Source organism: Nocardiopsis suaedae, from assembly GCF_027706745.1.
Lineage (GTDB): Bacteria > Actinomycetota > Actinomycetes > Streptosporangiales > Streptosporangiaceae > Nocardiopsis_A > Nocardiopsis_A suaedae.
This window is the reverse complement of sequence record NZ_JAQFWP010000002.1, coordinates 135,347-157,132: the sequence shown is the minus strand read 5'-3', so window position 1 is coordinate 157,132 and position 21,786 is coordinate 135,347. Positions and strand designations below refer to the sequence as shown.

General features: G+C 71.3%; 18 protein-coding genes and 1 pseudogene. 12 read left to right on the top strand and 7 right to left on the bottom strand.

All coding sequences use genetic code 11. From position 1 onward, the window contains the following. The first annotated feature begins 31 nt into the window (after positions 1–31). Positions 32–1,612, top strand: coding sequence for a CocE/NonD family hydrolase (locus tag O4U47_RS01995; RefSeq protein WP_270675568.1), 1,581 nt, complete (start codon positions 32–34; stop codon positions 1,610–1,612). A gap of 84 nt (positions 1,613–1,696) precedes the next feature. Here O4U47_RS01995 and O4U47_RS01990 read toward each other — a convergent pair whose 3' ends face one another. Then, entirely contained in the window at positions 1,697–2,461 is a 765-nt protein-coding gene (locus O4U47_RS01990) for a hypothetical protein (RefSeq protein WP_270675566.1), read from the bottom strand. A 101-nt stretch (positions 2,462–2,562) separates the two neighbouring features. Further along, positions 2,563–3,243: a TetR/AcrR family transcriptional regulator gene (locus O4U47_RS01985; protein WP_270675563.1), complete on the bottom strand. Its 681-nt coding sequence runs from the start codon at positions 3,241–3,243 to the stop codon at positions 2,563–2,565. A gap of 78 nt (positions 3,244–3,321) precedes the next feature. Here O4U47_RS01985 and O4U47_RS01980 point away from each other — a divergent pair, with 78 nt between their 5' ends. The 5 genes from O4U47_RS01980 (at position 3,322) to O4U47_RS01960 (ending at position 9,694) form a co-directional block, all read left to right on the top strand. Then, the gene (locus O4U47_RS01980; RefSeq protein ID WP_270675561.1) at positions 3,322–5,109 is read left to right on the top strand and encodes an ABC transporter ATP-binding protein; all 1,788 of its coding nucleotides are present in this window, start codon (positions 3,322–3,324) and stop codon (positions 5,107–5,109) included. After that, on the top strand, positions 5,106–6,893 hold the full coding sequence (locus tag O4U47_RS01975; protein ID WP_270675559.1) for an ABC transporter ATP-binding protein: 1,788 nt from the start codon (positions 5,106–5,108) through the stop codon (positions 6,891–6,893). The genes O4U47_RS01980 and O4U47_RS01975 overlap by 4 nt, the downstream gene beginning before the upstream one ends. Before the next feature lie 34 nt (positions 6,894–6,927). Beyond that, positions 6,928–7,260 carry a 50S ribosomal protein L7/L12 gene (locus O4U47_RS01970; protein ID WP_270675557.1) on the top strand — a complete coding sequence of 111 codons (333 nt, stop codon included), beginning with the start codon at positions 6,928–6,930 and terminating at the stop codon, positions 7,258–7,260. 865 nt (positions 7,261–8,125) lie between these two features. Then, positions 8,126–8,287: a hypothetical protein gene (locus O4U47_RS01965; RefSeq protein ID WP_270675556.1), complete on the top strand. Its 162-nt coding sequence runs from the start codon at positions 8,126–8,128 to the stop codon at positions 8,285–8,287. Between the two features lie 30 nt (positions 8,288–8,317). Further along, positions 8,318–9,694: an outer membrane protein assembly factor BamB family protein gene (locus O4U47_RS01960; protein WP_270675554.1), complete on the top strand. Its 1,377-nt coding sequence runs from the start codon at positions 8,318–8,320 to the stop codon at positions 9,692–9,694. On the opposite strand, the gene O4U47_RS01955 is transcribed toward O4U47_RS01960, so the two are convergent. Further along, positions 9,682–11,952: a transporter permease gene (locus O4U47_RS01955; RefSeq protein ID WP_270675553.1), complete on the bottom strand. Its 2,271-nt coding sequence runs from the start codon at positions 11,950–11,952 to the stop codon at positions 9,682–9,684. The genes O4U47_RS01960 and O4U47_RS01955 overlap by 13 nt on opposite strands. Positions 11,953–12,052: 100 nt before the next feature. On the opposite strand from O4U47_RS01955, the gene O4U47_RS01950 reads away from it, so the two are divergent. After that, positions 12,053–12,646, top strand: a complete 594-nt coding sequence (locus O4U47_RS01950; protein ID WP_270675551.1) for a CGNR zinc finger domain-containing protein — start codon at positions 12,053–12,055, stop codon at positions 12,644–12,646. A gap of 114 nt (positions 12,647–12,760) precedes the next feature. Here the strand turns inward: O4U47_RS01950 and O4U47_RS01945 are convergent, their stop codons facing one another. The 3 genes from O4U47_RS01945 to O4U47_RS01935 form a co-directional block, all read right to left on the bottom strand. Beyond that, positions 12,761–15,040: a rhamnogalacturonan lyase gene (locus tag O4U47_RS01945; RefSeq protein WP_270675549.1), complete on the bottom strand. Its 2,280-nt coding sequence runs from the start codon at positions 15,038–15,040 to the stop codon at positions 12,761–12,763. A gap of 125 nt (positions 15,041–15,165) precedes the next feature. Further along, positions 15,166–16,035, bottom strand: a complete 870-nt coding sequence (locus O4U47_RS01940) for an aldo/keto reductase (RefSeq protein WP_270675547.1) — start codon at positions 16,033–16,035, stop codon at positions 15,166–15,168. A 28-nt stretch (positions 16,036–16,063) separates the two neighbouring features. Further along, positions 16,064–17,011, bottom strand: coding sequence for an NAD-dependent epimerase/dehydratase family protein (locus O4U47_RS01935; RefSeq protein ID WP_270675545.1), 948 nt, complete (start codon positions 17,009–17,011; stop codon positions 16,064–16,066). Positions 17,012–17,081: 70 nt separating this feature from the next. Here O4U47_RS01935 and O4U47_RS01930 point away from each other — a divergent pair, with 70 nt between their 5' ends. Further along, positions 17,082–18,017, top strand: coding sequence for a LysR family transcriptional regulator (locus O4U47_RS01930; protein ID WP_270675543.1), 936 nt, complete (start codon positions 17,082–17,084; stop codon positions 18,015–18,017). Next, complete coding sequence (locus tag O4U47_RS01925; protein ID WP_270675541.1) at positions 18,010–18,771, top strand: enoyl-CoA hydratase/isomerase family protein; 762 nt, start codon at positions 18,010–18,012, stop codon at positions 18,769–18,771. The genes O4U47_RS01930 and O4U47_RS01925 overlap by 8 nt, the downstream gene beginning before the upstream one ends. Here the strand turns inward: O4U47_RS01925 and O4U47_RS01920 are convergent, their stop codons facing one another. Continuing rightward, entirely contained in the window at positions 18,772–19,737 is a 966-nt protein-coding gene (locus tag O4U47_RS01920; protein WP_270675539.1) for an oxidoreductase, read from the bottom strand. Between the two features lie 54 nt (positions 19,738–19,791). On the opposite strand from O4U47_RS01920, the gene O4U47_RS01915 reads away from it, so the two are divergent. The 3 genes and pseudogenes from O4U47_RS01915 to O4U47_RS01905 all read left to right on the top strand — a co-directional run. Then, on the top strand, positions 19,792–20,229 hold the full coding sequence (locus O4U47_RS01915) for a MerR family transcriptional regulator (protein ID WP_270675537.1): 438 nt from the start codon (positions 19,792–19,794) through the stop codon (positions 20,227–20,229). A 9-nt stretch (positions 20,230–20,238) separates the two neighbouring features. After that, the gene (locus tag O4U47_RS01910) at positions 20,239–20,820 is read left to right on the top strand and encodes an SMI1/KNR4 family protein (protein WP_270675535.1); all 582 of its coding nucleotides are present in this window, start codon (positions 20,239–20,241) and stop codon (positions 20,818–20,820) included. 74 nt (positions 20,821–20,894) lie between these two features. Further along, a pseudogene (locus O4U47_RS01905) lies at positions 20,895–21,761 on the top strand (zeta toxin family protein); the annotation flags it as partial. Between the last annotated feature and the right edge of the window lie 25 nt (positions 21,762–21,786).

Sequence of the window (21,786 nt, the reverse complement as noted above, 5' to 3'; positions counted from 1 at the left end):
CACCATCACCGCCGTCCCGGAACGGAGCCCCATGAGTGCCGTCGCCCGGATCCTGCGCGTCCGTGTGGAGCGCGACCTGCCCGTCCCCGTCCGCGGGGGCGCGCTCCGCGCCGACCGGTACTCCCCCGCCGCCGATCCGCGAGCGCCGCTGGTGCTCATGCGGACCCCCTACGGACGCAGGAACACCGCCCTCCTCCCCGAGCTCCTCGCCCGCCGGGGCTACCAGGTCCTCCTGCTCAGCGTGCGCGGAACCGGCGGGTCGGCCGGCCGCTTCCAGGGCTGGCACCTCGATCCCGGGGACGCGGAGGACACGCTCGCCTGGCTGCGTTCGCGGCCGTGGTTCCCGGGCGCCTTCGCCACGTGGGGCGCGAGCTTCCTCGGCTATACGCAATGGGACCTGGCCTCGCAGAGCGCACCCGAGTGGAAGGCCGCGATCATCCAGGACGCCCCTTCCGGGGCCTACGACTCCGCGCTCTACAACGGCGGCGCGTTCGCCCTCGGGGACTGGCTCTGGTGGGCGCAGAGCATGACCGCCATGGGGCGGCCCGGCGGGGAGTCCGTCATCGGCAACCTGGTCCGCATGCCGGGCGCCACCCGCCGTCTCAAGCGCGCGGTGTGGCGCCTCCCCTTGGAGGAGGCGGACATCGACGCGGCGGGTGAGCGCATCGACTACTACCGGGAGTGGCTGCGGCACCCGGACGGGAACGACGCGTTCTGGCGCACGACCGATCACCGGGCCGACGTGGCGAACATGCCGCCGCTCGTCCACATCGCCGGGGGCTGGAACGACATCTTCCTCTCGGGGACCGTCGCCGACGCCGAGGCCCTACGCGCGTCGGGACGCCGAGTGAGGCTCCTGATCGGTCCGTGGGCGCACGGCAGGGGCGTCTTCTCGCGCATCAGCATGCGCGAGAGGCTCGCGTTCCTGAACCACGCCCTGCGCGGCAAGGGCCCACTCCCGCAGGACTCCACGAAGGTGTACATCTCCGGGCTGGACGCGTGGCGCGAGTACTCGTCCTGGCCCCCGGAAGGGTTCGCGAGCCGACCGTGGTACCTCCACGCGGGCGGCGCCCTCTCCCGGACCGCCCCGGATGACGCCGCCGAGCCCCGGGCGTTCCGGTACGACCCGGCCGACCCCACTCCGCCCTCCGGAGACGAGGCGGTACTCCAGGGGTTCTCGCGGGGAACGCTCCGCGATCCCCGCGCACTGGAGGCCCGCAGCGATGTCCTCGTCTACACGGGCGAGGAGCTGACCGACGCCCTGGACCTGCGCGGCCCGGTCAGCGCGACCCTCCACACCCGGGCCGACGGCCCGCACCGGGACCTCGTCGTGCGCCTGTACGACCTGCCGCCCAAGGGGCGGGCGCACTTGGTCACCTACGGCATCCTCCGCTTGGACGACGCCGCGGACGGCCCCGCCCGCGTGGCCCTGCGCCCGGCGGCCCACCGGTTCGCACCGGGCCACCGGTTGCGCGTCCACGTCTGCGGCGGCGCCTTCCCCCTCTGGGACAGGAACCTGGGAACAGGTGAGCGGGGAACGGCGATGCGGGCGGTCACCCAGCAGGTGTTCGCCGACCGGGACCGTCCGTCGGCGCTGCACCTGACCGCGTGATTCCGCCGCGCCTTCCTCGGCGCCGCTGCGGCGGCCCGGCGTTCCATCCCCATGCCACGCCGGGCTGCGGCCACGAGCGCCGCACTACTCCTTCGTCGGAAGGTTCTCCAGCGCTCCGCAGAGCAGCTCTTCGGCGGCGGTCTTGCGCTCGTCCGGAGGCAGGCCCGCCTCACTGTCCTCGGCGGGATCGACGGCCGCTTCGAAGACCAGGTTCGACACCTGGGCCACGGCCATCGCGCGGCGCGTCTCGCCACCGCCGTCGAAACCGGAGTGGATCTCCCGGCCGCCGGGGCAGGTCGTCTGTGTCAGCTCGTTGCCCTCCACCAGGGATTCGGTGAAGTAGTTCTCAGCGGTCTTGTCACCGGTCGCGCGCGAGATCCCGTTGGTCGTCGTGCTGTGCAGGAGGACCGACACACGCGTGTCGTTGTGCTCGCGGTCGCCGTATTCGACCGGGAAGGAACAGGCGTACTCCGTCACCGGCGTCCCGGGGATCTCCCACGGGTCGGACTCGTAGACCTGCGAGGGGTCTCCCGAGAGCTCGATGCCGCGCTCCTCGTCGACCATCCCGCACACGTCGGACAGCTGTGTGTACCCGTCGTCCTTGTCGAACCAGCCGAGGTAATAGGCGCCTCCGCCTCCGGCCGCCAGGACCAGGACGAGGAGGACACCGCAGCCGATGGCGAGGCAGCCGCCGACCTTGCCCTTCTTCTTCGGCTGCTGATTCGGCTGTTGGGGAGGGCCGGGAGGCCCAGGCGGTCCCGGAGGTGGGCCTTGCGGCGATGGGGATCCATAAGGCGGCAGGGGCGGCTGCGGCCCCTGGGGCCCGTGGGGCAGATGTGCTCCGTTCATGAAGGAGACCCTAGACCAGAAAATCCGACCTTTCGGGAGAATTAGGACCGCTCAGCGGCTCCGCGCCCACCGCGGCGCACCCATCACCGTCGCGGCTCCCCTCAGACGCGCCCGTCATCCCCGGGGTTCCCCCACGCCTCCTCCGGCGGGCGGCGCAGCAGATCCCCGAAGCCGCGCTCCAGCCAGTCGAACGCGTGCTGGGCGTTGGCGACCGCGTCCGGGTAGACGTCGTCGGGGGACTCCCCTTCGATCACCCGCCGCGCGTTCTCGGCCGCGAGCACTTGCTGCGCCGAGTAGAGCTGCGTGGCGACCAACCGTGCCGACAGGCCGGAGGCCCTCTCCTCGACCAGCGCCTCCGCCAGCCGCGTCCGCGTCATCTCCATGTACTCCATGTGCCGCACCTGCAGCGCGGGGGTCTTGCGGACCAGGCACTGGACCCGCACCACGATGGGGTCGTCGCTCAGACCGAGCAGGGGCTGGCGCTCCTCCAGCGCGGTCATGACGTAGTCGCGCATCGCGTCCAGCGGGGTCCGGCCCGGCTTGCGGCGGCGGACGGCCTCGGCCGGCTCGTCGATGTGGTGGGCCCCGAACCCGAGGACGAGGTCCTCTTTGACCTCGAAATAGTTGAACACCGTCTTCTTGGAGACGTCGGCCGCATCGGCGACCTCGGCCACGGACACGTTGTCGAACCCCCGCTCCTCGAAGAGGTTCAGGGCGGTGACACCGAGGACCGCCCGGGTCGCTCGCTTCTTGCGTTCGCGCAGGCTCAGGGGCTTCTCCACACCAGCACTCTACCAAGACGAATATTCGCCCCGATAAAAAAATACACTCAGAGCAACCACTGGGCTAGGCTCGGGCCCATGCCGAACCGCTCCCGGACGGCCTCGCCGCCGACGCTCGTCCCCCTGCTGCGGGGCCGCCTGCGGCCCTACGCGCCGCAGATCGCCCTCCTCCTCGCCCTCCAGCTCGTCCAGGCCCTGGGCATGCTGCTCCTGCCCGCGCTCAACGCCGACATCGTCGACCACGGGGTGGTGCGCGGCGACACCGGCTACATCCTGCGCCAGGGCGGCCTCATGCTCGCCGCGACGCTGGTGCAGGCGACGGCCGCCGCGGCGGCCGTCTACCTGGGGGCGAAGACCTCCATGGGCCTGGGCCGCGACCTGCGGTCCGCGCTCTTCGGCCGGGTGCAGGGGTTCTCGGCCGAGGAGTTCGGGCGCTTCGGCGCGCCCTCCCTGATCACCCGCACCACCAACGACGTCCAGCAGATCCAGATGCTCATCTTCGTGCTGCTGACGCTGCTGGTGACCGCGCCCCTGATGGGCTTCGGGGGGATCGCGATGGCGCTGCGCCAGGACACCGCCCTGACCGGGGTGCTGGTGGTCGCCATCCCGGTGCTGGTCGCCGCGGTCTCCCTGGTCATCGCCGCGATGACCGGCCCCTCGCAGCTCATGCAGGGCCGGATCGACGAGGTCAACCGGGTGCTGCGCGAGCAGATCACCGGCATCCGGGTGATCCGCGCCTTCGTCCGGGAGCGCGGCGAGCACGAGCGCTTCGGCGCCGCCAACACCGCCCTGACCGGGGTCGCCCAGCGGCTCGGGCGCCTGCAGGCCTACTTCGGGGCCTCGGCCATCACCGTGTCGTCCTTGGCCTCCGTCGCGGTCGTCGCGCTCGGGGGGCCGCGCATCGTCGACGACGACATGCAGGCCGGGGCGCTGATCGCGTTCCTGAACTACCTCGCGCAGATCCTCATCGCCGTGATGATGGCGATGTCGGTGTTCGTGCTGGCGCCCCGCGCCCGCGTGGCCGCCGGACGCATCAAGGAGGTGCTCGACACCGAGCCCGCGACCATCGGGGCCGCGCCGCGCGACGCGGCCCCGGCCCCCTCGCCGCAAGCGGACGGGCCGCCGGGCCGCCTGGACCTGTCCGGGGTGGTCTTCTCCTACCCGGGCGCCGAGCACCCGGTCCTGCACGGCGTGGACCTGTCCGTGCGGCCCGGCGAGACGACGGCGGTCATCGGCTCCACCGGGGCGGGGAAGACGACTCTGGTGAAACTGGTGGCGCGGCTGCTCACCCCCGACGAGGGGTCGGTGCGCATCGACGGCACGGACGTGCGCGACCTGGACCGGGGCGCCCTCGCGCGGACCATCGGCCTGGTCCCCCAGCGGGCCCACCTGTTCTCCGGCACCATCGCCTCGAACCTGCGCTACGGCGACCCCGACGCCGACACCGGGCGGCTCTGGCAGGCGCTGGAGATCGCCCAGGCCGCCGATTTCGTGCGCGGTCTCCCCGACGGGCCCGACAGTGTGATCGGCCAGGGCGGCACCACCGTCTCCGGTGGTCAGCGCCAACGCCTGGCCATCGCCCGCGCGCTGGTCGCCCGCCCCCGCATCTACGTGTTCGACGACGCGTTCTCGGCGTTGGACACCGCGACCGACGCGGCCGTGCGCTCCGCGCTCGACGAGCACCTCGGCGACGCCGCGCGGCTGGTCGTGGCCCAGCGGGTCTCCACGATCCGCTCCGCCGACCGCATCGTCGTCCTCGACGCCGGCCGCGTGGAGGCCGTCGGCACCCACGACGAGCTGGTGGCCGCCAGCGCCACCTACGCCGAGATCGTCGACTCCCAGCTCGTCCCCGAGGAGGCCTCATGAGCATGCAGCAGGCGCCCGGCCAGCGCGCGACCGACTTCGCGGCCACGGGCAAGCGGCTCCTGGCCCGCCTGGGACGCGAACGCGGCCCGCTGATCGCCGTGTTCGCGCTGACCCTCACGGTCACCGCGCTGTCAACGCTCACGCCCCTGCTGCTGGGAAAGGCGACCGACGCGTTCCTCATGTTCGCCCGGGGAGAGGCGGCGTCCCTGGCCCCGGCCTGGTGGATCCTCGGCTCCGTCGCCGCGATGACACTGGTCGCGGGCGTGGGCCAAGTCCTCCTGGGACGGGCGACGACGGCGGTCACCCAGCGCGCGGCGTTCCGGCTGCGAGAGGACTCCGAGGCGAAGCTGGCGCGGCTGCCCCTGTCGTACTTCGACGCCCGTCCGCGCGGCGAGGTGCTGTCGCGGGTCACCAACGACATCGACAACCTGTCCCAGACCGCGCAGGGCATCATGACGCGGCTCCTGGGGTCGATGCTGGGCCTGCTCGGCGCCGTGGTGATGATGACGGTCATCTCCCCGCTGCTGGCCGTCGTGGTGCTGGCGACCGTCCCGGTGACGCTGTGGGCGGTGCGCTGGGTGGGCGGGCGCGCCCAGCCGCACTTCAAGCGCCAGTGGGCGGCGACCGGCAACCTCAACGGCCACATCGAGGAGGCGTTCACCGGGCACGAGCTGGTGACCGCGTTCGGCCGCCACGAGGAGTCGGCCCAGGCCTTCCGCGAGCACAACTCCGAGCTGTACACCTCGGCGGTCAAGGCGCAGTTCGTGTCGGGCCTGATGGCCCCGGCGACCACCTTCCTGGGGAACGTCGCCTACGTGCTCGTCGCCGTGGTCGGGGGGCTGCGAGTGGCGTCCGGCGCGCTCACCATCGGGGAGATCCAGGCCTTCATCCAGTACGTGATGCAGTTCAACCAGCCGATCACGACGCTGGCGTCCACCGCCGGGCAGATCCAGTCGGCGGTCGCCTCGGCGGAGCGGGTGTTCGGGCTGCTCGACGCGGAGGAGCAGCGGTCCGACACCGACGAACCGGTGCTGCCCGAGGCGGAGGCCGGGCGGGTGGTCTTCAACGGCGCGTCGTTCCGCTACAAGGAGGACGAGCCGCTGATCGAAGACCTGTCGCTCAAGGTGGAGCCGGGCACCACCGTCGCGATCGTCGGCCCCACGGGCGCGGGGAAGACGACACTGGTCAACCTGCTGCTGCGCTTCTACGAGCTGCGGGCGGGCACCATCACCGTGGACGGGGCCGACATCGCGGCCATGACCCGGTCGGACCTTCGGCGGCGTATCGGCATGGTGCTGCAGGACACCTGGCTGTTCGAGGGCACGATCGCCGAGAACATCGCCTACGGCAGGCCCGACGCGACGCGCGGAGAGGTCGTCGCCGCGGCACGTGCGGTGCAGGCCGACCACCTCATCCGCACCCTGCCCGAGGGGTACGACACGGTGCTCGACGACGAGGGCGACGGGCTGAGCGCCGGGGAGCGGCAGCTCATCACCATCGCGCGCGCGTTCCTGGTCGAGCCGTCGATCCTGGTGCTGGACGAGGCGACGAGTTCGGTGGACACCCGCACGGAGATGCTGGTCCAGCAGGGCATGGCGACGCTGCGCCAGGGGAGGACGAGCTTCGTGATCGCGCACCGGCTGAGCACGATCCGCGACGCGGACGTGATCCTGGTGATGGAGGAGGGGAGGATCGTCGAGCAGGGGTCGCACAAGGAGCTGCTGAACGCGGGCGGCGCCTATGCGCGTCTGCACCGGGCCCAGTTCGCCGCCATCGCCACCTGAGGCCGGGGCGCGGCCGCTCCGCTACCATGCGGCCATGTTCGGAAAGCGCGCACCGCAGACCCCTGTCCCGCTGACGGCCGAGGCGCTGGAGCGGGTGCGGACCCTGGTCGCCCAAGGCAAGCAGATCCAGGCGATCAAGGAGCTGCGGGAGGCCACGGGGCTGGCCCTGGCCCCGGCCAAGGAGGCCGCCGACGCGCTCAAGGCCGGGCGGCCGCTTCCCGGGCACGTCGTCCCGCCGGAGAGCCTGGCCGACCGGGTGCGGGGGCTGCGCGACGCGGACCGGATCGCCGACGCGGTGCGGACGGTGGCGGCCGAGACCGGCATGACCGAGACGGAGGCGTCACGCTTCATCGACGCCCTCGACTGAGGGCACTCCCGCCTGATCGCTCTTCCGGGAGCCCGTTGTCCACAGCCCGCGCATCCGCTCCCCTTTTCCCCGCTCTCCCGTCCACAGTGCGGTCATGGCACCGCTTCGGACGGATCTGCGCCGCGCCCACCGGACCGCCTCCTGCCAGTACGGCCTGATCACGGCCGACCAGGCCCGCGCCTGCGGGCTGTCCCGCACCGACGTCCGCCGGTTGCTGGAGGCCCGCAGGTGGCGGTCGGCGTTCGCGTTACCCGGCGTCTACAGTGTCCGCCCGTTCCCAACCGCACCGCGGGCGCCGCTCCTCCCCCTGTTCCGGCACGCGCTGGCGGCACAGTTGGCGCTGGGCCCGAGTGCGGTGGCATCCGGAACGACCGCGGCACGCTTGTGGGGCCTACAAGGTCCGCATGACCTGCAGGGCCGAGGACACCCGCTGCACTTCACCATCCCCCGCGCACCGGGGATCGCCTCCCCCGAACACATTCGGACGAACACCTGGAATCTCGCGAAGCGCGAGGTGACCGTCCGCCACGGCCTGCGCATCACGACCCCCGAGCGGACACTGCGGGACGCGGTCCTGCAATCGGACCGCGACTCGGCCGTGGCGTTGATGGACTCCGCGACCCACATGGGCCTGGTGAGGGCGGACCGCCTCCCCGCATTGGCGACGGCGAACGCAGGCCGCCCCGGTTGCAGGAGGTCGCGCCCATGGTGGCCCCTCAGCGACGGCCGCGCGGAGAATCCTCTCCAGACCAGGATCCGGCTGGCATGCGCCGACGCGGGCGTCCCACCCGACGAGTTGCAGAGGCCCCTCCCCCTCCCCGACAGGAGCACGACCTACGCAAGCCTGTGGTGGAACCGGGGGCCCGTGGCCGTAGAGGCCCCGTCGTCCCCGTTGACCCGAGCCGACTGCACCCGCCATAAGGCGATCCTCGACACCCACCCGGAAGTCCACCTCCTCCGCTTCAGCCGAAGGGACCTCCCCGACTTGGACGAGGTGGTGAAGCTGATCGCCGACGCCCTGCGGTGAAGGGAGCCGGGCGTCGATATCATCCGCCCCATGCCCAGAGGTCTGATCGCCCCTTTTGCCGCCGCTGTATTCCTGACTCCCCTGGCCGCCTGTTCCGTTGAAGATGGGGCCTCCTCTGAATACCGCTTCGCCCCGACGGCGATCAGCCCGGACACCACCGTCACCTGCGATGACCACGGCGACTGCGGTGAGCGCGGGGCGGTGCGGTGGTCGACGCCCCTACAGGGCGACTACTTCATGAGCTATGAGGGGAGCCGGTACCCGCTCCCCGTCCCTGCCGACCAATGGATGGACGTCGACCCCACCTATGGCGCCGACTACTTGGGAGCTGTCGAGGATTCCGGGACCGTCTACTACTACGAGCAGGAGAGGTTCACCGCGATCGACGCCCAATCCGGAGCGTTGCTCTGGACTGATTCGATCGACCTTGAGAACCCGATGAACGTCGAGGCCACCACCGCTGTCGGAGGCAATCTCATCGTCTTGGGAAGGGCGAACAGATCGAAAGAAAGGGTCGCCTATTTCGCGAAGACGGAAGTGGACGGACTCGACTGGAGACGTCTAGATGTGTCCGACCCGCTGCAGATCAAGCCGGACAGCAGCATTCGCGACTCGTCCGTCCTACTCGAAGGACGGAACGGAGAACAGCACCTCGTAGACGCATCCGACGGCGAGGTCATCTGGTCCGAGAAGGTCGCAGGAAATGTGACCAAGCGCTCCCTGTCCGACCGCTATCTCTACACATACTCCCCTTCGGAGGACGGCGCCCCTGGTCGGATCTCCCGATACGCCCTCGCCTCGGGAGAGAAGGTCGACGACTACAAGCACGATATCCCCCTCGGGGGCGACGTGTTCGCTACTGACACCGGGGAGCTCGTCCTGTCCAGAGGCGTCTGCGAGTGGAACCACTGCAGCTCCGGAACGATCCTGGGACTCGACGCCGAAACGGGGGAGAAGCTCTGGGAACGGGATGGGGGCGCGGTCATCGATCTAGAGGAGGCGGGCGGCCGCAGCGTCGTTCATGCCGTGAGCGGGGACGGCCTCCAGAGCTGGGACGCGCGCACGGGTGACACCGCCCCGGACGTGCCAGGTATCCGTTCCACCTCCTTGGCACAGACCTACCAGGGGATCCCCTCCGCCGACGCCGAGGAGAGGGAGGCCACCTCTGACGATGAGTGGCTCACCATGCCCCTGGTGGTGGAGGGGCTGAGCCTGAAGGAGCCTCTCACCGTCGATGTCGGGTCGGGGACGCACTACCTGACCGCCTTCACGACAGAAGGAGGGGGAACCGTTGGCGTGTTCCAGGGGTGCGCCCCTGACGGGGTGCGAAAAGCCGTAGCGACGGGCCCCGCCGGGGGCGAAAGGTGCCTTGCGCCGCGTGTCTTCACGGTCGACTACGGCTTCTGAGGCTCCACGCCGCACAGAGGGCGCGAACACACCAGTTCCTCAGCGTCCTCCCCTGCGCTACCGCTTCCCCAGACGATTCGGGGCCTGTCCTGCCGGTCCAGGGCGATCCGGCTGAAGCCTGGCGCGCCCTCGTCCATGGGGACGCTGAGGTGGGTCCGCTCCGTGTCCGTGCACCCGCCGTCCAGGCAAGAGATGAGCCTCAGCCGCCGGTTCTCCATGTCGAAGTCCGTCAGCTGCGGCTTTCCCTGGGAGTCGACCGCGAGCCCCGGGGCGGGCCTCTCCCACGCCGGACCGGTCAGCTCCCGGTCCTCGTAGTCGGTGCACGCGCCGTCGTGGCAGTCGAGAAGGTGGACGGTTCCGTCTCGCACATCCCGATAGGCGACCACGGGAGCACCGCCCGGCCGGGGCTCGATCTCCACCCCCAACAGTCGGCGGTCCAGCGGCGCCCCCGTGCGGAAGCGGTCACCGAAGACCTCGGTGACCACTGGTTCGGCGCATTCGGCATCCGCACAGGCGATGAGGGACAGGGAACCGTACGCCGTGTCCATCGCAGCGATCATGAAACCTCCGCCAGGAGTGGCGGTGACATCGAGGGACCGGCCCACCTCGCCACTCGCCGTCAGCTCGTCGGGAAAGCGGATCGTCTGCGGGTCCTCGCACTCTGCGTCTCGGCATACATGGGCTTGGAGCCCTCCTCCGGTCACCCGTTCGTCGTCGTCCACATAAGAGGCGACGACCACGCCGTCTTCAAGAGGCTCGACCGCCGTGGAAGTGCCCCAATAGCTTCCCTGGAACACCCGGAGCAGTACCCCGTCCACGTCTTCACAGCTGAACACGTCGGTGCAGCGCCAAAGACGGACACCGGACTCAGGGCCAGGGCTTTCGAGGCCGAGGTTGCTGTCGGCGAGCGCGGAGTAGTCCTCCTCTCTCCACGCCCTCTCGACCCAGGCGACACTCATCAGTCCGTCGTTGACGAACGTCGCCGAAGGCGCCATCACATACCGCCCCTCGACATCGCTCCGCACCAACGGTCCGCATTCGGGGTCACACTCGTCGACGCCGATCGCGGGGCCGCCCTCGCTACGGTCCTTTACTGCAAGGACAGGACTCCCATCGATGTCGCCCTGCGCGATCACCTCCACAGAGCGCTCGTCTTCGCCCTCTTCCTCGATTGAGCGCACGGGGGATTGCGCGACGACCGGCGTATCGAACGGGTCCACCCAACGGACAGCGGGTGTGAGAATGCCGGGAAGCAGGATCGCCACGGCGACGAGAGCGCCCTTTCGCCGACGCCACTGCCCGGCCCACGCCTCGCGGGTCTCGCGGCTCTTCGGAATCGCTTCGGCAGCGCGCGAGAGGTCCAGCGGCGACCAGGTTCCGCGCCCCTCCTTGTCGTAGACGGCGGGGGCACAGATGAGGAGCACCACCAGTGGGGATAGGACCACGGATGCGAGGAATCTGAGGAGCAGCATCGCGGGATGCCCGTCCCCCCATCCGACGGTGGCGCCCAATCCCCGCTCAAGGCCCTCGCCCAGTACGGCGACCAGGCCGAATGAGGCCAGGACGTACCACAGGTGCACTTCACGGCGGCCCCTCCCCGATTTCCAGGCGTCGGCGAGACCCCGCCACGGCCCGACCCCTCCCAGCAGGGCGATCGGAAGCATGACCGCCAGCGTGGGAAGCAGCACCACTACAGGGATCAGCACCGCCGGCACAATGCCCCAGATCGTGGAGTCGGTGAGGGCGAGTCCGATGGCCCCGGCGACCACTGCCGCGGTGAAGACGACTAGCAGAAGCTGCCACGTGAGCGTGGCGAAGTAGCGCCGCAGCGCCGTCCGCCAGGCGTCGACCACACCGATCGTCCGTCCGAGCAGCGCCGCACCGCCCAAAAGGACCGTGGCCCCCATGGGGATGGGGCTGGCTAGGAAGAACAGGAGAAGGGCCACTCCGCTCGCCCACAGCACCGTCCCCGACGGCTCCCCCATCGGCTCCAGGACCCCGTTCACATACAGCGCATCCCGCGCGTACGCGATGTCCAGCGGCTGGACCAGCAGGACCATGGGGGCGACAGGAATCCCGGCCGTGACGATCAGCGCCCACAGGTTGTCGCGGTAGACGGAGAAGACGCGTTTGATCAGAGCCTTCGGCGAATCTACGAGGGAAGAGACTCCGGCGTCTCCCACGGCTGCCCCGCCTGCCCCGTCTGTGAAACCGGCAGGTCTCTCCTCGCCGCCTTCCGTGCCGCTCGCGTCGCCCATTCACACTCCTTTACTCCGGATCAGCGATCGGCAGAGTACTGGGAGTGACGCGCTCCGCCCGAACCGGGCCGGGCTGTACGCGGCTTCTAGCATGAGGTGCATGGAGGACACTGACACCTCGACGATCTCGCCCGCTCCTGGGGCGGAGCTGTATTCGGCGCTCGACTTCGCCAACAGTGCCGTCAGCCTCCCCGGAGGGAAGCGGGTCGACCTTCTCGGGGGTCCCGGGGATGCGGCGCGGTGGTTGGTCGAGCGCGGCCTCGCGTCGCCGGACATCGTCCTCTATGAGCCGTGCGCCTCACGCATGCGGGACCTCCGGGAGCATATCCGCGCCCTCATCGCCGCCCGAATCGACGGGGTCCCCGCCCCCGCCCAGGCGGTCGGCGCCGTCAACGCCGCCATGACCAAGGTGCCCTCCGCGGCGCTTCTGGCGTGGGACCCCGAGCACGGCCTGCACCGTTCCGCCGCGCACCCGATCGACCAGGCGGTCGACCACGCCCTCGCGGCGCTCGCCGACAATGTCGCCGAGCTCCTCACCTCCCCCGAGGCCGATCGGCTCACCGCCTGCGGGTCGCCGCCGTGCGACCGCTACCTCGTCCGGACCCACCCACGGCGGCACTGGTGCTCCACCCGCTGCGGCGACCGCGCCAGGGCCGCGCGCGCGTACGCGCGCAAGCAGGCGGTGCAGGGGTAGCCCTTGTCGCTCTCGGGAGAGCCGGCCGAATACCCGCCGCCATAGGGCCGGAGAGGACCGCCCTCCCGAGAGCAACGCATCACCCCTCTACGCGGAACCGTCGACACGGGGCAGTCAGGGCAACGGCACCTGCTCCCAGTCGGTGTCCGAGGCCAGGGGGAACGACGGGTGGGCGGGCTGGTTGTACGCGGTCTGCTGGGCGGCCACGCCGACGCGGTACTGCGGGTCGTGCATGAGCGTGTACAGCTTCCGGTCGGTCACCTCCGTGCCGGTGTAGATCCGCAGCGCCGAGCTGTCCTCCGTCCGCACCAGCAGCTCCTCCCGCCAGTCGCCGACGATGTCGGCCACCAGCGCCGGGTTGCCCTTGGTCCCGTTGTTGGTCAGCGCTCCCTCGGCGGTGAGCAGCGTCCCCCGCCCCCAGTCCTCGATGCGGGGAGGCTCCGCGCCGTCGCCGGTGGCCCGGCCCTCGACCACCTGCGTGGTCATGTCCGCGGCCCAGCGGATGCTCATGTTCGTCCCCGGGGTCTCCTCCCCGAGGTACTCCCCGTCGGCGCTCCACAGACCCGTCCGGTCACCGTCGAAGCTGACCGAGGACCACGCCTCGACGCCGGGCACGTCCGGGTCGACGTCGCCGACCATGCCGCGGCCGGTGTCGGCCCCTGTGCGGCCGCCGAAGAGCACCTCCCCGGTGGCCGCGTCGCGCATGACGTAGCCGTACGGGGCCGACGTGTCCTCGTGAACCGTCCAGATCTCCAGGCCGTCCCGGCTCTGGTCGAAGTCGCCCACGTGCATCGCGTCGCCGTGGCCGAACTTCGTCCCGTCCTCGGTCGAGGAGTAGAGCAGCGACCCGTTGTCGTCCAGGGTCGCCGCCCCGTAGACGATCTCCTGTCGCCCGTCGCCGTCGACGTCCGCCGCGCTCAGGGAGTGGAAGCCCTGACTCGCCAGCGCGCCCATCCTCGGGTCGGAGCCGTCCTTGCCGTGCGGGGCGGCGTTGAACGGGTTGTCCATGGGGACGTGTCCGCTGTCGGCGAGCCAGCGCTTACGGATCTTCTTGCCGTCGAAGTCGTAGGCCGCCACGGTGGAACGCGTGTAGTAGCCCCGGGCGAAGATGGCCGAAGGGTTCTCCCCGTCCAGGTAGGCCACGCCGGACAGGAACCGGTCGACACGGTTCCCGGGCTCGATCCGCGACATCGCGTAGTCGCCCCACAGGAGCCCGTCGTCGCCCCGGCCGGGCTCGTAGCGGACGGTGTCCAGCTCCTCGCCCGACTCGCCGTCGAAGACGGTCAGGTACTCGGGGCCGTCCAGCACGAACCCCTCGAACGCCCGCAGGTCGTTGCGCTCGCTGCGCGAGGGGGCGTAGTCGTCGATGAAGTGGTCCGCCAGGGCTTCGGCGTCCTCGCGCTCCAGCGGGTAGTCGTACCGGGGCTCCTCCCCCAGCGCCTCCTCCACCGTCGCCGGCCAGTTCCCCTTCCTCACCTCGGAGTGGCGGTGCCAGCCGAGGAACATGTCCGCGAGGTGGCCGCGGTAGTCATCGGCGCTCATCCGGTAGTCGTCCTCGTGCGTGTACCCGGCCTTGCGGTCCTTCTTCGGCAGGGTGATGGAGTCCGACCCCGTCGGCCGGCCGTCCTCGCCGTAGGAGGTGCTGCGCGTCCCGGGCGCGGTCTTGAGCATGATCTCGGACCGGCCGTCGCCGTCGAGGTCGTACACGGTGAACTGCGTGTAGTGGGCTCCCGCGCGGATGTTCACGCCGAGGTCGATGCGGTGGAGCAGCTCGCCGTCGAGAGTGTAGGTGTCGATGTAGGCGGGGCCGGTGTAGCCCTTCTGCGAGACGTCCTTGGAGTTGGTCGGGTCCCACTTGACGACGACCTCGTAGCGCCCGTCGCCGTCCATGTCGCCGACGGAGGCGTCGTTGGCGGTGTACCCGTACTCCTCCCCCGCCGGGGTGGTCCCGCCCTCGGGTTTGCGCAGCGGGATCGTGCCGTGGCCGTCGGCCCAGACGGCGGCCTCCCCCTCGGGCCCGCCCGCCCCGGCGGGCGCGACCGCGTAGGCGGCCCCGGGGTCGCCGCCCTCGTCCAGGTGGTTGGTGCTGTCCTCGACGGTGGCGATCCGCTCCCCGTCCCGGTACACGTCGAACGCGGGCCCCTCCAGGCCCGCACCGGTGCGGCCGGTGGCCTCGCCGCCCAGCATCCGCCAGCTCAGGAAAACGCCTTCCGAGGTGGCGACCGCGACGACGCCACGGTCGAGCGCCTCCAGCCGCGGCCCGGACTCCCGACCCGGCGGCCCCTGCGGCCCCGGATCGGCGGCGGCGACACCGGAACCTCCGAGCACCACCAGTGCGGACACCCCGCCGACCAGGCCGACGAGCCCTCGGGACACCCACGCCCTGCAGGTCACGGGCGCACCTCCCTCTCACGACGCAAGGAGGCCACACCCTAGCTGGAAAGCGCTTGCCCGCCAAGGGGTGCCCGCAGGCGCCCCAGGTCACCCTGGACGTCGCACGGCAGCCCCGGCCCCGGTCATCACTCCAGCCGCGCGAGCTCCTCCGCCGCCAGCTCCACGCCCGGCGCCTTCGCCGAGTCGCGGATCGAGGCCGGGCGCCCCGCCCCCGGGATCGGAACCATCACCGGCGATCGCGCCAGCAGCCAGGCCAGCGCCACCTGTTGCGGGCTGATTCCGCGTTCGGACGCGACCCGGTGGAAGGGCGTGCCCTCCGACGTCGCCCCCGACGCCCCCTCAAGGGAGCTGCGGGAGATACCGCCCAGAGGGCTCCAGGGCAGGAACGCCAGCCCCAGGCGCTCGCACAGCCGCAGCTCCGCCTCACTGTCGCGCACCGCGGGCGAATAGCGGTTCTGCACGGAGACCAGCCCGTCGCCGAGGATTCCGTGCGCCTCGGCGATCTGGTCCGTGGTCACGTTCGAGATGCCCGCCGCCCGGATCGTCCCGGCATCGAGCAGGTCCCGCAACGCCCCCGCGGACTCCGCCCACGGCACCTCGGGGTCGGGCTTGTGCAGCTGGTAGAGGCCGATCGCATCGGTCCCCAGGCGTTTGAGGGACGCCTCCGCCGCGCGCTTGAGGTGATCGGGGCTGCCGTCGACCGTCCAACTCCCATCGCCCGGCCGACCACGGCCCCCCTTGGTCGCCACCAGGACCCCGGAGGTGTCGCCCCCATAGCGCGCAAGGGCGCGCGCCACCAAGAGCTCGTTGTGCCCCGTCTCCCCGGCGTGCCAGTGGTAGCTGTCGGCGGTGTCGATGAGCGTGACACCGGCGTCCAGTGCGGCGTGGACGGTGGCGACGGCGCGCTTCTCGTCCGGCCGGTTCTCGATCGACAGCGGCATCGCCCCCAGGCCGATGGCGCTGACGGTCTGCTGTCCGATGGTGCGGTAGCGCATGACGACCCTTCAGATCTTTCGAAGCGGCTCAGACGGCGGAGAAGGAGGCGGAGTAGGCCCCGACCGCCTCAGCGATGGCACCGGGCAGCCAGTCGTCCGTGTGCGAGAACGAGAACCCCAGCCCCTTGGCGCGGGCGTTGCTCATCGCATAGTGGCGGTCGAACGAGAACGGCGACGCCTCCTCCCCCACAGGCACGACCTTGTACACGGGCTCCTGGCCCACCTGGCCCGCGATGGCGGCCCCCAGAGCGCGCGCGTCGAGCGCCCCGTCGGAGCAGGCGTTGACCGGCCCGGTGAAGTCGGCGGCGGTCGCCGCCCACACCATCAGCTCGGCCATCTCCTCGTAGTGGATGAAGACCGACGGCCGCGCCCCCTCGTGCACGACGACCTCCTCGCCCCTGGCGATGCGCTCGACGTAATGCGCCAGGCGTCCCGTGAACTCCCGCTCGCCGCCGCCCAGGACATGGGCGCAGCGCACGGAGGCGAACGCGAACGCGTCGGCGCGGGTGAACACGGCCTCCGTCTGGCGCTTTCCCTCCCCGTAGTGCGGTTCCAGGTAGGCCATGTCGTGCCAGGGCCGGTCGGGGTGGACCGCCCATGTGGCGGGGTCGATGGCCTCCTCCGGCACGGGCTCGCCGTCCGGGAGGGCGGGGATGTCACCGCTCGCCGGGTTGTACACCTCGATCGTGGAGGCCATGACATAGCGGCGGGCGCGGCCGCCGAACACGCGCGCGGCGATCGCGGCCTGCACGGGCGTGTAGCAGACCTGGTCGATCACGGCGTCGAAGGTGCGGGCGCCGAGCGCCGCATCGAGCGCCCGTTCGTCGTTCCGGTCGGCGACGACGTGCCCGGTACCGGCGGGCGGCGCGGTCGCCCCCCTGTTCACCACGGTGACCCGGTGCCCGGCGCCGAGCAGGCGCTCCACCGTGAGCTTGCCGAAATAGCGGCTTCCGCCGATGACGCAGATCTCTTGCATGCCCCCATCGTCACGGCCTAGCGTCCCCAGCAGAAGTGCCCACTTACTGGTCATGTATTAAGGGGAACTGTTGATCGACGTCCAGCGCCTGCGCGTGCTGCGGGCCGTGGCCGAGCACGGCAGCTTCAACCGGGCCGCGTCTGCCCTGCGGCTCACCCCTTCGGCGGTCTCCCAGCACGTGGCCGCGCTGGAGCGGAGCCTGGGCGCGCGGGTGGTGGAGCGCAGCACCCGCGGGGTCACGCTGACCCGGGCCGGCCGGGTCATGGTGGGGGCCGCCGAGTCGGTCGCCGCCGAGCTGGAGCACGCCCGGCGCCAGGTCGACCGGCTGGCCGGGGGCCGCACCCGGATCACCGTCGCCACCTTCACCAGCGGCGGCCGCCTGCTGCTGCCGGGCGCGCTGGCGCGGCTCACCGCCGCCCACCCCGACGCCGAGGTGCACATCCGCGAGGCCGAGCCCGAGGCGAGCCTGCCGCTGGTCCGGCAGGGCGCGGTCGACCTGGCGCTGGCCTACCGCTTCGACGGCCCACTGCCCGGCCGGGTGGGGCCGGACCACGGGCTGGCGTGGACGGGGCTGCTGGACGACCCGCTGCACGTCGTGCTGCCCGAGGGGCACCCGCTGGCCGACCGGGACGAGCTGGACCCGGCCGAGCTGGCGGGCGAGCCGTGGGTGCTGGGGTGCCTGAAGACCGCGGCCTACCTGCGCCGCTACGCCGAGCAGGCCGGGTTCGAGCCGGAGATCCGCGGGTCGACCACCGACTACTTCTTCGCGCGCTCCCTGGTGGCCGCGGGCATGGGGATCTCGCTGGTGCCCTCCATCGCCCTCGCCCCGGACATCCCGGGCCTGCGCACGGTCCCCCTCGCGCACCCCGCCCCGGTCCGCCACTTCGGCACCGCCACGCTGGGCCACCGCGACCTGCCCCACGTGCGGACCCTGGTGGACGCGCTGCGGGAGGAGGCCGCCCGATCACACGGCGCGTGGGCCCTGCATACTGTCGGGGATGAGTGATCATGTGCGCCTCGACGTCGACGGCCCGGTGGCGTCGCTGACCTTCGACCGCCCATCCAAGCGCAACGCCATGACCGTGGAGATGTGGTCGTCGATCCCGGCGCTGCTGGGCAAGGCGGCCGACGACGCGAGCGTCAGGGTGCTGGTGCTGCGCGGCGGCGCGCACTTCTCCGCGGGCGCCGACATCGGAGAGCTGGCCGCGCTCCGGACCCCGGCCGCCGGGCGCCGCTTCAACGAGGTCACCGACGCCGCCGAGGCGGCCGTCGCGTCGTTCCCCAAGCCGACGATCGCCGCCGTGCGCGGGTTCTGCATCGGCGGCGGGTGCGAGCTGGCGGTGGCCTGCGACATGCGCGTCGCCGCGCGGGACGCGCGGATGGCGATCACTCCGGCCAAGCTGGGCGTGGTCTACACCCACCGGCCCACCAAGCGGCTCGCGGACCTGGTGGGACCGGCCTGGGCGAAGCAGATCCTGTTCACCGGGGAGCAGCTCGACGCCGACCAGGCGCTGCGCATCGGATTGGTGAACGAGGTCGCCGACGACCTCGACGCCCGCGTCGCCGAGCTGGCGGGGACCATCGCCGAGCGCTCGCAGGTGACGGTCCGCGCCGTGAAGGCCATCGTGAACCGGATCCAGGACGGCGCCGACGACGAGGACGACGAGGTGCGCAGGCTGTACGACCACGGGTACGCCAGCCCCGACTTCGCCGAGGGCGTCGCCGCCTTCACGGAGAAGCGGCGCCCCGACTTCGGCTGATCACCTGAGGGGCCCGGCCCCGGTGGCCGCGACCGACAGCTCCCAGAGACGGGCCGCCGCCTCGGGGGCGACGGCGTAGTCCCGCACGCCGCCGTCGTCCATCGGCTCGTCCGGGGCCGAGACGCGCGCGACGTCGCAGTCCTCCAGGTACAGAGCGCCGCGCCCATTGAGGAGCGGGGACGTCGCCGCCCAAAGGCCCGTGGCCGCGCCCTGGGACGGCGTCTTGAAGTCGGCGCCGATGACGTTGCCCTGCTCGTCGATCCAGCCGCGCCGTACCTGCTCTTCACGGGTCATCTCCCGTTGGAGACCGGTGATGATCTTTCCGGGGTGCAGGGCGAAGGCGCGCACGCCGTCGTCACGCCCCACGGCGTCGAGGTGGACGGCGAACAGGGCGTTGGCGGTCTTGGACTGCCCATAGGCGAGCCACTTGTCGTACCCGGTGCGGAAGTGCGGGTCGTGCCAGCGGATGCCGGTCAGGGTGTGCCCGGCCGAGCTGTTGACGACGACGCGCGCGCCGCCGGCGGAGGCGAGGAGCGGATACAGCTCACACGCCAAGGCGAAGTGTCCGAAGTGGTTGGCGGCGAGCTGGCCTTCCCAGCCGGGGCCGACGCGCAGCTCCGGTGTGGCCATGACACCGGCGACGGCCATCAGGAGGTCGACCCTGTCCACGGCGGCGCGGATGTCCTCGGCGGCGACGCGCACGCTCGAGAGGTCGGTCAGGTCCATGGGGACGACGTCGCAGGATTCCAGGCCCTCCAGGGCGGCGCGGGCGGCCTCCGGGCGTCGGGCGGGGACGGTCACGCGGGCTCCGGCCGCCGCCAGCGCGCGGGCGGTCGTTAGGCCGAGCCCGGAGGAGCCCCCGGTGACGACGGCCGTGGTGCCGGTGAGGTCGAGCCCGGAGAGGACGTCCTCGGCGGTGGAGGACGCGGAGAAGGGCGAGCCGAGGGGCCGCTGGTGTTCGGTCATGGCGAGGACCTTAGGAACTAGAGCGCGCTCTAGATCAACCCCTAATATCGCCCCATGCCTCCGCTGCCTTCGTCCCACCCCGCCCCCACCTCACTGACCATCGGTGAAACGGCCCGCCGGACCGGGCTGAGCGTGCACGCGCTGCGCTTCTACGAGCGCGAGGGCCTGCTGGTCGGGCCGGTCGAGCGCACGGCGGGCGGCAGGCGGCGGTACGCGGAGGCCGATGTCGACTGGTTGCGGATCTGCGTCAAGCTGCGCGAGTCCGGGATGCCGCTGGCCGACCTCAAGCGCTTCGCCGAACTGGTCCGCCGGGGACCGGGGAACGAGGCGGAGCGCCTTGAACTGTTGGACGCCCACCGGCACAGGGTCGAGGCGCAGATCCGGGCCTTGGAGGAGTGCCGGTCGCTGATCGCATGGAAAGTCGGCGTCTACGCCGACCATGTGGCGCGCGGAAAGGCGGAGGGGTTGTGGGACCCGACGGGTCCGCGATAATCATCCGGAATGACCGATCCCGCGTTGACGACGCTCACGGACCTGGTGCCCCCGCCCGCCTCCCCCTACCTCGGTGAGAACGGTTGGGAGGCCGTCTTCAAGGAGATGGGCACCCGCCTTCCGACCGGATACATGGAGCTTCTCGACCACTACGGCGCGGGGATGTGGGCCGGGTGGCTGCACTTCCCGCCGCCCGGCCGCTCGGGCCGTTACGGCATGCCGGAGACGTCCGCGCGGGCCCGCGACGGTTACCGCCTCCTGCGCGAGGACGACGACGAGGACGAGTTCCCCCTCCCGGTCTGGCCGGAGCCGGGCGGCCTGCTGCCGTTCGCCGACACCGCCCACGGCGACCACCTGGGCTGGCTGACCGAGGGCGACGACCCCGACCTGTGGCCGCTGGCGTTCTGGCCCCGCCACAACGACCAGGGCCCACCCCTGGCGTGCACACTGGCCGAGGTGGTGTACGCGCTGCTGATCGGCGACTACGAGACGTTCGGCTTCCCGCCCCCGGAAGAGGACCCCGACACCTTCCAGGAGAGGTCCCCCGACTTCGAACCGTTCACGACGGCCCGCTACGACCGCCACACGTAGAAGCCCGGCCTCACCCCCGTCCACCTGTGGCCGCCCCATTGACGCCCCGGTCACTCCCTGGCCACGCTGAGCGCATGCGAGTGAGCGCCGATCGCGACACCTGGGGCCGCCCCCTGTCCGACCTCCCCGACTGGCAGCTCCGGGAGGACGCGCGCGCCATGATCTCCGACGCCTTCACCCTGGCGAACGCCCTCGCCGCGGATCCGCTCACCCATCTGACGGCCAGGAGGCGGATCCCCTTCCTCGGCAGGGACGCGCTGATCGGAGCGGTGAAGGACTACGCCGGGATCTGCAGACGGCTGAGGCTCCGATACACCTCCGAGGAGGAGCAGGCCGGCTCGGCGGACCGGCGGCCAGTGGGACCGGACGCTCTGCAGCGGGCCCTCGACCAGCGCCTCCGGGACCTGACCCCGCCTTGTGCCCCAGACCGCCCGGACGGCTCACCGCCCCGCGCCCTGATCCTCGGCGGCCAGCCCGGCTCAGGAAAGACCCTCATACAAGACATCGCCCGCCGCGGTTTCCCTGACTACACCGCCGTCTACGATGGCGACGACAACGCGCTCTTCCACCCGGATTTCCAGAGAATCGTCCGGAACGACCCCCATAACGGCCACGGGACCGCGGCGGGCGAACTCCCCGAGGGCTTCCACGACACCTGCCTGGACCACTTGAGGGCCGGAGAGGTCCGGTACGACGTCATCGCCAGCCATCCGCTGGGGCGGCGGGAGTGGGCCGATTCCTGGGTCGAGGGGTTCAAGAGGCACGGCTACCACGTCAGCGTCGCCTTCGTCTCGACGAACGCTGCCGACAGCCGCCTCGGCATCCTCCACCGCTACCAGCGCCAACGGGACCGCGAAGGCTATGCCCGATGGGTTCCCCCTGAACTCCATGACGAGTTCTACGAGAACATCCCCGCGGTCGCCGAACACCTCGCGGAATCACCGAACGTGGACGTGATGTACGTCC